Origin of the sequence: Microbacterium aurum (assembly GCF_016907815.1) — a bacterium.
Taxonomy (GTDB): domain Bacteria; phylum Actinomycetota; class Actinomycetes; order Actinomycetales; family Microbacteriaceae; genus Microbacterium; species Microbacterium aurum.
Genome location: NZ_JAFBCQ010000001.1, coordinates 2,185,811 through 2,197,702, shown reverse-complemented (window position 1 = coordinate 2,197,702; position 11,892 = coordinate 2,185,811). Strand labels below are relative to the sequence as shown.

The following is an 11,892-nucleotide window of genomic DNA, read 5'->3' as shown; positions in this document are numbered from 1 at the left end:
ATCCGCCGGCGGCACCGCGGGGGCCGTCAGCCCTCGCGCGCGCCGGTGTCGAGGAAGCGGGCCACGGGTCCGGGCACGAACGGTGCGACGTCGCCGCCGAGAGCAGCGACCTGGCGCACGAGCGAACTGGAGACCATCGCGTGTGCAGGGTCGGGCAGCAGGAAGACGGTCTCGATCGCGGCGAGGTGACGGTTCACGACCGCCATCGGCGTCTCGTAGGCGACGTCGACCTGTGAGCGGATGCCCTTGACGAGCACGCCCGCGTCGACGTCCTCGGCGTAGTCGACGAGCAGACCCATGCTCCACGACGCGACGATGACGTTGCCCTCGATCTCCTGCTCGGCGATGGACTGCTCCAGGAGCGTCAGACGCTGCGCGATCGGGAGCATCGCCTCCTTGCCGGGGTTGTGCACGACGAGCACGTGCAGCTCGTCGTACAGCGCGGCCGCGCGGCGGATGACGTCGAGGTGTCCGAGGGTCGGCGGGTCGAAGGATCCAGGGACGACCGCGATGCGGTTGTTCATGCGTTCAGCCTAACGGCGCGGCGGGGTGGGATTTCGACGCGTTGCGATCGATCAGCCATGTGCCGCGCCGCGTCAGTTCTTCGCGAGTGCGGCGCGCTCCTGCTGGCCCACCCGCCGCTCGATGGCCGCGGCGAGGCCGGGATGCCGCAGCAGCGCCGGGTCCTCGTCGAGCACCTGCTCCGCCGCCGCACGCGCGAGCGCGATGAGGTCCGCGTCGGCGACCACCCGCAGCAGGCGCAGCGACGTGCGCGCGCCCGACTGGGCGTCGCCCAGTACGTCGCCCTCACCGCGCAGTTCGAGGTCGACCTCCGCGAGCGCGAAGCCGTCGGTCGTGGCCGCGACGGCGTCCACGCGGGAGCGGGCGGGGCTGCCGGCGGGCGCCTCGGTGACGAGCAGGCAGAGCCCGGGAACGGCGCCGCGACCGACGCGGCCGCGCAGCTGGTGCAGCTGGGACACGCCGAACCGATCGGCCTCCAGGATCACCATGGTCGACGCGTTGGGGACGTCCACACCGACCTCGACGACCGTCGTAGCGACGAGCACGTCGATCTCGCCGCGCGCGAACGCCTGCATCACGGCATCCTTCTGCTCCCCCGGCATGCGTCCGTGCAGCGTCTCGACGCGCAGCGCGTCGTATGCCGGAAGCTGCGCGAGCATCTCCCGCACCTGGACGACGCCCCAGCGGGTGCGCGGCTGCTCGCCCTCGAGCACCGGCGCCTCGTCGGCGGCATCCTTCGCATCCTTCCCCGTCGCCTCGGCGTCGATCGCGGCGCAGACGACGAATACCTGGTGGCCCGCGGCGACCTCCTCGACCACCCGCTCCCACACCCGGGCGAACCAGGCGGGCTTCTCGGCCAGCGGCGCGACGTGGGTGGCGATGCCGGCACGGCCGGCCGGCATGGTGCGGATCGTGGAGACGTCGAGGTCGCCGAAGACCGTCATCGCGACGGTGCGCGGGATTGGGGTCGCGGTCAGCACGAGCACGTGCGGGGCCGTGCCCTTCGCGCGCAACGTCTCACGCTGTTCGACACCGAAGCGGTGCTGCTCGTCCACGACGACGAGGCCGAGGTCGGCGAACGTCGTGGACGCGCTCAGCAGCGCATGGGTGCCGACGACGATCCGTGCCTGACCGGATGCCGCACGCAGCGCCGCCTTGCGACGCTCCGCCGCCGGCAGCTGCCCGGTGAGAAGCGTCGGCATGAGCTCGGGGGCGAGCTGCGGCCCCAGCATCCGTGCGATGGAGCGCACGTGCTGCGCGGCGAGCACCTCGGTCGGGGCGATGAGCGCGGACTGGCCGCCGGACTCGGCGACCTGCAGCATGGCACGCAACGCGACGAGCGTCTTCCCAGAGCCGACCTCGCCCTGCACGAGACGGTTCATCGGCCAGTCGCCGGCGAGGTCCGCGCTGATCCGGTCGCCGACGGCGATCTGATCGGGCGTCCGCGCGAACGGCAGGCTCTCGTCGAAGGCGGCCAGCAGGGCGCCCGGGCGGCGCGCGGTGGCCGACATGGCACGCACGAACTGCCGCTGCTGCAGCAGCGCCGTCTGCAGCACGAACGCCTCGTGCATGCGCAGGGTGCGTCGCGCGGCGTCGACCTGATCGATGAAATCCGGCGCGTGGATGCGTTGCAGCGCCGTGCGCATGTCGAGGAGGCCCTGCGCGAGCCGGAACTCCTCCGGCAGCGGGTCGGCGACGTCGCCGAGCTTGCCCAGCACATCGGCGACCGCCTTCTGCACCTGCCACGTGGCCACGGTGCTGGTGGCGGGATAGATCGGGATGGGGGTGTTCTGGTTCGCCTCGGCCGTCAGCCGGGCGAGGTCCACGTCCTCGAACAGCTGGTAATCGGGGTGGGCCAGCTGCTGATGCCCCTTGAAGACACCGACCTTGCCGGAGAAGATGCCCTGACGTCCCACCTGCAGGTCGTTCTGCCGCCACGACTGGTTGAAGAACGTCAGCACGAGCGCCCCGGCGCCGTCGCTGATCACGACCTCGAGGATCGACCCGCGTCGCTGCTTCATCGAGCGCGACGACACCGAGCGCACCTCGGCGACGATGGTGACCTGCTCCCCCAGCGGCAGGGAATCGATCGGCGTGAGCTCCCCACGTCGCGCGTAGCGGCGCGGGTAATGCGTCAGCAGGTCGGCGACGGTGTCCATGCCGAACGCGCGCTCGAACAGCTTCGCCGTCGCGGCGCCGAGCGCATCGACGAGGCGCGTCTCGAGCGTCAGCACGGGCATGCGTCGAGTCTATGCAGGTGCGGCGACACCCCGTCCGCGCCGTACAGTGACAGGGTGATCCGCCGCCTTGTCGCCCGCCTGTTCTGGCTGTGCAGCCGCTGGCGCCTGCGCACGGAGCCGGCGCCGACGCGGCCGACCGTGCTCGTGGGCGCTCCCCACACCTCGAACTGGGACTTCGTCCTCATGCTGGCCATCGCCTGGCGCCTCGGCATCCACATCCGTTGGCTCGGCAAGGCGAGCCTGTTCGCCGGCTGGCGCGGCCCCGTCATGCGGGCGCTGGGCGGCATCGCCGTGGATCGGGCCGACGCGGCCCGGGTCGTCGCCGAGATCGTCGCCCGCGTCAACGCCGGCGAGGTGTTCAGCCTCGTCGTGACCCCCGACGGCACTCGCGGCGGCAACGCGTACTGGAAGAGCGGGTTCTACCGGATCGCGAGAGAGACGGGGATGCCGGTCACGCTCGGCTACGTCGACCGCACCACGATGACGACGGGGCTCGGGCCGACGATCGAGCTCTCCGGCGACGTCGCCGCCGACATGGACCGCATCCGCGCGTTCTACGCCGACAAGGCCGGGCTGCGCCGGGAGCGCCGCACCGAGCCGCGCCTGAGCAGCGAGGGCGCGGAGCCGCCGGTCTGACGCGGTTAGGGTGAGGCTGTGACCCGCATCATCGCCGGAGCCGCCGGATCGCTGACCCTCGCCGTGCCCGATGCCGGCACGCGACCCACGAGCGATCGCGTGCGCGAGTCGCTGTTCAGTGCGCTGGAGTCGGCCGATCTCATCGCGGAGGCCGCGGTCCTCGACCTCTACGCCGGTTCGGGGGCACTGGGGCTCGAGGCCGTCAGCCGCGGGGCGGCCTCGGCGGACCTCGTGGAGAAGGCGCCCCGGGCCGCGTCGGTGGCCGCGCGGAACGCCCGCGCGATCGGCCGGGCCGTTCCGGGGGCGTCCGTTCGCGTGCACCGCGCGAGCGCCGACGCGTATCTGCGGTCGGCGAACGGCGTCTTCGACCTGGTGTTCCTCGACCCGCCCTATGACGTCGGCGAGACCGAGCTGTCCTCGACGCTGTCACTGCTCGTGCCGCGCCTCGCCGCGGGGGCCACCGTCGTGATCGAGCGCGCCTCGCGCTCCGCGGAGCCTTCGCTGCCGGCCGGCCTCACCCACGACCGCGCGAAAAAATACGGCGACACGACCCTGTGGTGGGCGCTCCGCGCCTGACCCGGCGGGGCGTTTCGGGCCGATGCCGGGGGCTCAGCCGCGGCCGGCGTCCCAGTCGCGGTGCGGATCCCAGCCGAGGTGCCCTGTGACGGGTGCGCCGCCGACGGTGACGGCCGACGACCCCTCGCGCGGGGCGACGCGCCCCACGGCGCGGAAGCCCGCCGGCAGGTGCACCTCGGGCGGGAAGCACGCCAGCAGGGCGTGACCTTCGCCGCCGCGGAGGTCGTCGGCATCCATACCCGCATCGAGGTCGATCGACACGCGCGATGCCTCGGCCAGGCGCGTCGCGTCCACCAGCAGGCCGTCCGAGACGTCCATCATCGCCGTAGCGCCGGCATCGGCCGCCACCGGCCCCAGCGCGATCGGAGGCCGGGGCCGCAGCTGGGCCGCCAGGTCGTCGCGCTCCGCCGCGGTCAGCGCCCCGGCATCCACCGGCACCGGTCGCCCCTCCGCGTCGCGGAAACGATCGAACAGCAGCGCAAGGCCGCGCGCAGCCGCGCCGAGCTCGCCCGCCACCGCCACGACATCGGCCGGTCGGGCACCGGAGCGAAGCACCGGCGGCCTCCCGTCGAGCACGCCGATCGCCGTCACCGCGATCGTCAGGGTGTCGGATGCCGTGAGGTCACCGCCCTCGACGGCGCATCCGGGGGCGAGATCGGCACAGGCCCCGCGGAGCCCCCGCGCGAGATCCTCGACGAAACCGAGGGTCGTCTCGTCGGGCAACGCGAGCGCGACGAACAGCGCCGTCGGACGCGCACCCATCGCCGCGACGTCGGCGAGATTCACCGCCGCGGACTTGAACCCGAGGTCGAACCCACCCGACCAGGCGAGGCGGAAATCCGGTCCGTGCACGAGCGTGTCGGTGGTCACGACGATGCGACCGCCCGGCGCCGACAGCACGGCGGCGTCATCCCCCGGCCCCACCTCCGCCCGCGACGCGTCGCCGAGCACGGCCAGGATGCGGGCGAGCAGCGCCCGCTCGCCCAGGTCGCCGACCGTCTGCGCGCGGGGGTCCGTCATCCCTCCACGGTAGCCTGGAGGGGTGCCCCGCCTCCGCCTGCTCGCCCTGCCCCTGGCCGTCGCGGTGATGTTCGGCGGTGCGGCCTGCAGTTCGACGGTCTCGATGACCCCGGCGAAAGGCGCGAACGACCCCGCCTGCGCCGAGGTCAGCGTGCGCCTTCCCGACACCGTCGACGGTCAGGAGCGCCGCTGGACCGACGCGCAGGCGACCGGGGCATGGGGAAGCCCCGCGACGGTCCTTCTGACGTGCGGGCTGGCGGCGCCCGGCCCCTCGACCCTCGACTGCCAGACCGTGGACAACGTCGACTGGCTCATCGATGGCAGCGAGGCGCCGCACTACCGATTCACCACGTTCGGGCGCACGCCCGCCGTCGAGGTGTACCTCGACTACGACGCGGTCAGCGGCCGCGACGTGCTGAACGCCCTCGCGACCGCGGTGAAGACGCTGCCGACCGACGGCCGCTCGTGCACCGAGCGTCCCACCACCTGACGCGACGGTTCAGCGTACGCGGGCGAGATCGATCAGCTCGCCGATCAGTTCGGGGTAGCTCATCCCGGTGGCGATCCAGCACTTCGGGAACATCGAGATCGGCGTGAACCCCGGCATCGTGTTCACCTCGTTGACGAAGAACTCCGTTCCGGTGAAGAAGAAGTCCACGCGCGCGAGCCCCTCGCCGCCGACGGCCTCGAAGGCGCGCACGGCGATCCGCTGCATCTCGGCGAGCTCTCCCGGCGCCAGGTCGGCGGGGCAGACGAGGTCGATGCCGGGAGCGTCGAGGTACTTCGCGTCGAAGTCGTAGAACTCCCGCCCGCTGATGACGATCTCCCCCGCGACGCTCACTCGCGGGCCCTCGCCGTCGCGACCGGCCAGGACGCCGCACTCGACTTCGCGGCCGACGACCGCCTGCTCCACGAGCACCGCCGGATCCTCCGCGAACGCGATGTCCAGCGCCGCATCGAGCTCGGACCAGTCCGACACCTTCGACACGCCGACGCTCGATCCAGCCCGAGCGGGCTTGACGAAGGCGGGCAGCCCCAGGGCGCGGATCCGGCGCTCCCACAGCGTGCGGTCGCGGTCGAGGTCGCGCCGGGTGACGGTGACCCACGGCACGACGGGGACACCGGCGGCCTTCAGAACGCTCTTGGTGGTGTGCTTGTCCATGCCGATCGCCGACATCAGCAGGCCCGCCCCGACGTACGGCAGGTCGAGAAGCTCCAGGAAGCCCTGAATCGTCCCGTCCTCGCCGAAGCGGCCGTGGAGGATCGGGAAGACCACGTCGACCTCGCCGAGGGAGCGGATGCCGTCGGCATCCGTCACGCGCAGCTCGCGCGATCGCGCCGAATCGGGCCAGAGGATGCGGGTGCCGTTGTCGACCACTTCGGGCAGGTGCCCGGGGTCGAGCGCGAACTTGTCCGGGTCGTCGTCTTCGAGGATGAACGCCCCGTCGCGCGTGATGCCGATGGGGATGACGTCGAAGCGGTCGCGGTCAATCGCCCGCAGCACGCCCCCGGCCGTTGCGGAACTGATCGAGTGCTCGCTGGAGCGACCGCCGAAAAGCACCGCCACCGCCGTCCTGTCCATTCTGGGTCCTCTCGCCCGTGGGCTTGTCGTCGTCCGTCGTGAGGTGGGGCGCGATGTCGCGCGGGTTCATCGTGCCGTCGAGCACGCGCTTGACCTGCTCGACGATGGGCATCGCGACGCCGGACTCACGCGCCAGCTGCAGCACGGGCGCCACCGAGGCCAGTCCCTCCGCCGTCTGGTTCATCTGCTTCACGACGTCCTGGAAGCTGTATCCCTGCCCGAGCAGGCGGCCGGCGGTGTTGTTGCGGCTGAGGGGCGACTGGCAGGTCGCGATGAGGTCGCCGAGGCCCGCGAGGCCCTGCAGCGTCTCGTGCTGGGCGCCCTGAGCCACCGCGAAGTCGGTCATCTCGACGAGGCCGCGCGTGATGATGGAGGCTTTGGTGTTCTCGCCGTAGCCGACGCCGTCGACGATGCCGATGGCGACGGCGATGAGGTTCTTCAGCACGCCGCCGAACTCGGTGCCGATGACGTCGGTGTTCACGAAGGTGCGGAAGTACGCGTTCCGGGCGCGCAGCGCGACGGCTTCGGCGGTCTCCCGGCTCGTCGAGGAGATGACGGCGGCCGTCGGCTGCTCGCGGGCGATCTCGAGCGCGAGGTTGGGGCCGGATGCCACGGCGATGCGCGCTGGGTCGCAGTGCAGCTCCTGCTCGATGACCTGACTCATCCGCAGGCCGGTGCGCTTCTCGACCCCCTTCATCAGCGAGACGATCGGAGCGTCGGTGGCTGACACGAGCGGCCGGACGGCCTTGAGGTTCTGCCGGAGCGCCTGGCTGGAGATCGCGAGGTACACCTGCGATGCGCCCTCGAGCGCCTCGGACAGATGATGGGTCGCCGACATCGACCGCGGCAGGTTGATGCCGGGGAGGTATTCGCTGTTGCGGTGCCCCTCCTGGATCTCCTGGGCGAGCTCGGCGCGCCGCGCCCACATGACGACATGGGCGCCGCCGTCGGCGAGCACCTTGCCGAAGGTCGTGCCCCAGCTGCCCGCACCGATCACGGCGACGCGGGGCAATGCGGAATCGGACTGACGCGCAGACGATCTAGGGTTCAAGGCGCCCCGTTTCGTTCTGCCCGTGCGCCGCCGGGTTCCAGCGCTCCGCGGGCGGGTCCTCGCCGCGCAGTTCGCCCAGCAGGCCCGAGATGTCCGCCATGACGGCGTCGGTCGCCGCGATCAGGGCGGCGCCACCGGAGGGGCGGCGGTACGGGGCGAGGTCGGTGGGCGGGCCGAGCCTGACCTGCACGCGCTTGCGCGGCGGCCAGAAGCTGAGCTTGCCGTAGCGGGGCAGGATGCGCTGCACGCCCCACGTGGCCACCGGGATGACGGGAATGTCGCCGGCGAGGGCGAGCCGGACCGCCCCGGTCTTGCCGCGCATCGGCCACATGTCGGGGTCACGGGTGAGTGAGCCTTCGGGGTACACGATGACGCCGCGGTCGTGCTCGACGAGCGCCTCGGACTGCTCGAGCGTCACCTTCGCGGCCGCCGACGAGGAGGAGCGGGCGACGGGCACCATGCCGGTCGCGCGGAGCGCCGCGCCCAGGACGGGCACCCGGAACAGGCTCTCCTTCGCCATGAACCGGGGAGCGCGGCCCATGCGCCAGGTCGCGACGGCGATGATCAGCGGGTCGAACTCGCTGTAGTGGTTGGGGGCGAGGACGTAGGGACCCTCGGCGGGCAGGTGCTCGGCGCCGCTGATCTCGATCCGCGCGAACCAGCCCACCGCGGGGATGACGACGGCCGCCAGCGGCCAGAAGACGCTCGGCCGGGTCTTCTCGGGCGACGCGGCGCGCCGCGCGGGACGGGGCGCCGTGCTCATGCGACGACGTCGAAGTCGGCGCCGAGCGCCGTGAGCTTGTCGAGGAACTTCTCGTAGCCGCGCCGGATGATGTCGACGCCGCGCACCGTAGAGGTGCCCTGCGCCGCCAGCGCGGCGATGACGTAGCTGTACCCGCCGCGGAGGTCGGGGACGACGACGTCGGCGCCGTGCAGCGGGGTCGGACCCGTGATGACGGCGGCCTGCTCGAGTGCGCGACGCGCGACGCGGCGGTCGGGACTGGCGAGACCCTCGGGGTGCACGACGATGTCGGCACCCATCTTGTTGAGCGCCTGCGTGAACCCCAGACGGTTCTCATAGACGGTCTCGTGGACCGTCGACACGCCGTCGGCCTGGGTCAGCGCCACGATGAGCGGCTGCTGCCAATCGGTCATGAAGCCGGGGTGCACGTCGGTCTCGACCATGACGGGCTTGAGGGGGCCGCCGCGACGGAACCGGATCCCCTCCTCGGTGATGTCGAAGTCGCCGCCTGCCTTGCGGAAGACATTGAGGAACGTCAGCATCTCCTGCTGCTTCGCGCCCGCCACGAGGATGTCGCCGTCGGTGGCGAGGGCCGCGCACGCCCACGACGCCGCCTCGTTGCGGTCGAAGATCGACCGGTGGTCGTAGCCGCGCAGCGACTCGACACCCTCGATGAAGATGACGCGGTTGGGCTCGTAGGAGATGATCGCGCCCATCTTCTGCAGCACCGCGATGAGATCCATGATCTCGGGCTCGATCGCGGCGCCCCGCAGCTCGGTCGTCCCCTTGGCGCGCACGGCGGTGAGGAGCACCTGCTCGGTGGCTCCGACACTGGGGTACGGCAGCTGGATGTTCGCCCCGTGCAGGCCGTTGGGCGCCGACAGGCGGATGCCGCTCGGCAGCTTGTCGACGGTCGCGCCGAAGGCGCGCAGCGCGTCGAGATGGAAGTCGATCGGACGGTCGCCGATCCGGCATCCGCCGAGGTCGGGGATGAACGCCTGGCCGAGCAGGTGCACCAGCGGGCCGCAGAAGAGGATCGGGATGCGGGAGGCGCCGGCGTGCGCGTCGATCTCCTCGATATGGGCCGACACCGCGCCGCGCGGGTCGAGCCGCAGCACACCCTCGCCGTCGTCGGTGATCGTCACGCCGTGGACCTCGAGCAGCGACCGCACGACCTGCACGTCGCTGATGTCGGGCACGTCCCGGAGCACGCTCTCGGTCCCGCCGAGGAGGGAGGCCACCATCGCCTTCGTCGCGAGATTCTTCGCGCCCTTGACCTCGACGCGTCCGCGCAGGGGTCGGCCGCCGCGGAACTCGAGGACTGAGCCCGCTCCGCCGGGGGGTGTGGACGCCGAGGCGCTGAGCAGGGTGTTCATCGATCGGACCTCATTCGGTGTGTCGGCGATGTGCGCCGAGGACGTTTCAGACGGAGCCCCTGATGGGGGCATCGCCTCAGCGGACGGGGAGCGTCCGCGGCCGCCACGCCTCCCGGCGCGCCTCGAACTGCGCGATCCTGTCTTCGTTGCGCAGCGTCAGCCCGATGTCGTCGAGCCCTTCGAGGAGCCGCCATCTAGTGTAATCGTCGATGTCGAAGGGGACCCGGAGGCGGTGTCCTGAGCCTGTCGAAGGGTCGCCGATCACGGCGGTGCGCTCGGCGAGGTCTACCGTCATCTCGATGCCCGGGGCCGCGTCGATGGCCGCCCACACCGCTTCGAGGTCGTCCTCGGAGATCACGCCCGTCACCAGGCCCTGCTTGCCCGCGTTGCCGCGGAAGATGTCGGCGAACTTGGGACTGAGCACGGCTTTGAAGCCGTAGTCCCGCAGCGCCCAGACGGCGTGCTCGCGGCTGGACCCGGTGCCGAAGTCCGGACCGGCGACGAGGATGGATGCCGACGCGAACGCGGGCTGGTTGAGGATGAACCCGGGGTCCTGACGCCAGTTGGCGAAGAGGGCGTCGTCGAAGCCGGTCTTCGTGACCCGCTTGAGGTAGACCGCGGGGATGATCTGGTCGGTGTCGACCGCCGAGCGCTTCAGGGGCGCGGCCACACCGGTGTGCGTCGTGAACTTCTCCATGTCAGGCCTCGACCTTCAGGACGGCGGGCAGGTCGGACGGACTCGCGAGTCTGCCCATCACGGCGGTCGCGGCCGCCACGAGCGGCGAGACCAGGTGCGTGCGACCACCCTTGCCCTGCCGGCCCTCGAAGTTGCGGTTGCTCGTGGACGCGCAGCGCTCCCCCGGTGCGAGCTGATCGGGGTTCATGCCGAGGCACATCGAGCACCCCGCGAAGCGCCACTCAGCGCCGAAGTCGGTGAACACCTTGTCGAGGCCCTCGGCTTCGGCCTCCAGGCGCACCCGCGCCGAGCCCGGGACGACCATGACGCGCACGCCCTCGGCCTTGCGGCGGCCCTCGATGACCGAGGCGAACGCGCGGAGGTCCTCGATGCGGCTGTTCGTGCACGAGCCCATGAACACGGCATCCACCGTCACGTCCTTCAGCGGGGTTCCCGCCTGCAGATCCATGTACTGCAGCGCCCGCTCGGCGGCGGCACGCTCGTTGGGGTCGGTGAAGGATGCCGGGTCGGGCACGACGTCGCTCAGCGAGACGCCCTGGCCGGGGTTCGTGCCCCAGGTGACGAACGGCTCGAGCTCTGCCGCATCGAGGAAGACCTCGGCGTCGTACACGGCGCCCTCGTCGCTCGGGAGCGTTCGCCAGTAGGCGACCGCGTCCTCCCAGTCCTGCCCCTGCGGGGCGTGCGGCTTGTCCTTCACGTACGCGAAGGTGGTCTCGTCCGGGGCGATCATGCCGGCGCGTGCGCCGGCCTCGATCGACATGTTGCACATCGTCATCCGGCCCTCCATCGACAGCGACCGGATGGCGCTGCCGCGGAACTCCAGGACGTAGCCCTGGCCGCCGTTGGCGCCGATCTTCGCGATGATCGCGAGGATGATGTCCTTCGCCGTGACGCCGGGCTTCAGCTCACCCTCGACCGTGATCGCCATCGTCTTGAAGGGCTTGAGCGGCAGGGTCTGGGTGGCCAGGACGTGCTCGACCTCGCTCGTGCCGATGCCGAACGCCATCGCCCCGAACGCGCCGTGAGTGGAGGTGTGACTGTCGCCGCAGACGACGGTGATGCCGGGCATCGTCAGTCCCAGCTGCGGGCCGACGACGTGGACGATGCCCTGCTCCTTGTCGCCCAGCGAGTGCAGCCGGACGCCGAACTCCGCCGCGTTGCGACGCAGCGTCTCGATCTGCGTGCGGCTGGTGAGGTCGGCGATGGGCTTGTCGATCTCGAGCGTCGGGGTGTTGTGGTCCTCCGTCGCGATCGTGAGGTCGAGACGCCGCACCGGCCGGCCCTCCGCGCGCAGCCCGTCGAAGGCCTGCGGGCTCGTGACCTCATGCACGAGGTGCAGGTCGATGTAGATGAGGTCGGGCTGGCCGTCTTCGCCCTTGACGACGAGGTGGTCGTCCCACACCTTCTCGGCGAGGGTGCGCGGGCGGTCGGGGATGGTTGTGCTCATGTC

Annotated in this window: 12 protein-coding genes; 3 read left to right on the top strand and 9 right to left on the bottom strand. The window is 71.5% G+C overall.

What is annotated here, in order from left to right:
- Nucleotides 1-26 precede the first annotated feature (26 nt).
- Complete coding sequence (gene coaD, locus JOD60_RS10850; protein WP_076690625.1) at nucleotides 27-524, bottom strand: pantetheine-phosphate adenylyltransferase; 498 nt, start codon at nucleotides 522-524, stop codon at nucleotides 27-29.
- Nucleotides 525-596: 72 nt separating this feature from the next.
- Nucleotides 597-2,762 (bottom strand): ATP-dependent DNA helicase RecG, encoded by a 2,166-nt coding sequence (locus JOD60_RS10845; protein ID WP_076690624.1) that lies wholly within the window; start codon nucleotides 2,760-2,762, stop codon nucleotides 597-599.
- Nucleotides 2,763-2,816: 54 nt separating this feature from the next.
- On the opposite strand from JOD60_RS10845, the gene JOD60_RS10840 reads away from it, so the two are divergent.
- The gene (locus JOD60_RS10840; protein ID WP_076690623.1) at nucleotides 2,817-3,398 is read left to right on the top strand and encodes a 1-acyl-sn-glycerol-3-phosphate acyltransferase; all 582 of its coding nucleotides are present in this window, start codon (nucleotides 2,817-2,819) and stop codon (nucleotides 3,396-3,398) included.
- Between the two features lie 18 nt (nucleotides 3,399-3,416).
- Complete coding sequence (rsmD, locus tag JOD60_RS10835; protein WP_076690622.1) at nucleotides 3,417-3,974, top strand: 16S rRNA (guanine(966)-N(2))-methyltransferase RsmD; 558 nt, start codon at nucleotides 3,417-3,419, stop codon at nucleotides 3,972-3,974.
- A gap of 33 nt (nucleotides 3,975-4,007) precedes the next feature.
- On the opposite strand, the gene thiL is transcribed toward rsmD, so the two are convergent.
- Nucleotides 4,008-4,994: a thiamine-phosphate kinase gene (gene thiL / locus JOD60_RS10830; protein WP_076690621.1), complete on the bottom strand. Its 987-nt coding sequence runs from the start codon at nucleotides 4,992-4,994 to the stop codon at nucleotides 4,008-4,010.
- Between the two features lie 22 nt (nucleotides 4,995-5,016).
- On the opposite strand from thiL, the gene JOD60_RS10825 reads away from it, so the two are divergent.
- Nucleotides 5,017-5,484 carry a DUF3515 family protein gene (locus JOD60_RS10825; protein ID WP_232321599.1) on the top strand — a complete coding sequence of 156 codons (468 nt, stop codon included), beginning with the start codon at nucleotides 5,017-5,019 and terminating at the stop codon, nucleotides 5,482-5,484.
- Nucleotides 5,485-5,493: 9 nt separating this feature from the next.
- On the opposite strand, the gene JOD60_RS10820 is transcribed toward JOD60_RS10825, so the two are convergent.
- From JOD60_RS10820 to leuC, 6 genes are all read right to left on the bottom strand, one after another.
- Complete coding sequence (locus tag JOD60_RS10820) at nucleotides 5,494-6,576, bottom strand: D-alanine--D-alanine ligase family protein (protein ID WP_076690620.1); 1,083 nt, start codon at nucleotides 6,574-6,576, stop codon at nucleotides 5,494-5,496.
- Complete coding sequence (locus JOD60_RS10815; RefSeq protein WP_076690619.1) at nucleotides 6,482-7,627, bottom strand: NAD(P)H-dependent glycerol-3-phosphate dehydrogenase; 1,146 nt, start codon at nucleotides 7,625-7,627, stop codon at nucleotides 6,482-6,484. Before JOD60_RS10815 ends, JOD60_RS10820 begins: the two co-directional genes overlap by 95 nt.
- The gene (locus tag JOD60_RS10810) at nucleotides 7,617-8,390 is read right to left on the bottom strand and encodes a lysophospholipid acyltransferase family protein (RefSeq protein ID WP_076690618.1); all 774 of its coding nucleotides are present in this window, start codon (nucleotides 8,388-8,390) and stop codon (nucleotides 7,617-7,619) included. Before JOD60_RS10810 ends, JOD60_RS10815 begins: the two co-directional genes overlap by 11 nt.
- Complete coding sequence (gene murA / locus JOD60_RS10805; RefSeq protein WP_076690617.1) at nucleotides 8,387-9,745, bottom strand: UDP-N-acetylglucosamine 1-carboxyvinyltransferase; 1,359 nt, start codon at nucleotides 9,743-9,745, stop codon at nucleotides 8,387-8,389. The genes JOD60_RS10810 and murA overlap by 4 nt, the downstream gene beginning before the upstream one ends.
- A 76-nt stretch (nucleotides 9,746-9,821) precedes the next feature.
- On the bottom strand, nucleotides 9,822-10,442 hold the full coding sequence (leuD, locus tag JOD60_RS10800; protein WP_076690616.1) for a 3-isopropylmalate dehydratase small subunit: 621 nt from the start codon (nucleotides 10,440-10,442) through the stop codon (nucleotides 9,822-9,824).
- Between the two features lies 1 nt (nucleotide 10,443).
- The gene (leuC, locus tag JOD60_RS10795; protein WP_076690615.1) at nucleotides 10,444-11,889 is read right to left on the bottom strand and encodes a 3-isopropylmalate dehydratase large subunit; all 1,446 of its coding nucleotides are present in this window, start codon (nucleotides 11,887-11,889) and stop codon (nucleotides 10,444-10,446) included.
- Nucleotides 11,890-11,892: the final 3 nt, after the last annotated feature.

Excerpts from the sequence above, each read along its gene's own strand:
- murA (WP_076690617.1), bottom strand. The coding sequence starts at position 9,745 with ATGAACACCCTGCTCAGCGCCTCGGCGTCCACACCCCCCGGCGGAGCG.
- JOD60_RS10810 (WP_076690618.1), bottom strand. The coding sequence starts at position 8,390 with ATGAGCACGGCGCCCCGTCCCGCGCGGCGCGCCGCGTCGCCCGAGAAG.
- JOD60_RS10820 (WP_076690620.1), bottom strand. The coding sequence starts at position 6,576 with ATGGACAGGACGGCGGTGGCGGTGCTTTTCGGCGGTCGCTCCAGCGAG.
- leuC (WP_076690615.1), bottom strand. The coding sequence starts at position 11,889 with ATGAGCACAACCATCCCCGACCGCCCGCGCACCCTCGCCGAGAAGGTG.
- JOD60_RS10845 (WP_076690624.1), bottom strand. The coding sequence starts at position 2,762 with ATGCCCGTGCTGACGCTCGAGACGCGCCTCGTCGATGCGCTCGGCGCC.
- thiL (WP_076690621.1), bottom strand. The coding sequence starts at position 4,994 with ATGACGGACCCCCGCGCGCAGACGGTCGGCGACCTGGGCGAGCGGGCG.
- leuD (WP_076690616.1), bottom strand. The coding sequence starts at position 10,442 with ATGGAGAAGTTCACGACGCACACCGGTGTGGCCGCGCCCCTGAAGCGC.
- coaD (WP_076690625.1), bottom strand. The coding sequence starts at position 524 with ATGAACAACCGCATCGCGGTCGTCCCTGGATCCTTCGACCCGCCGACC.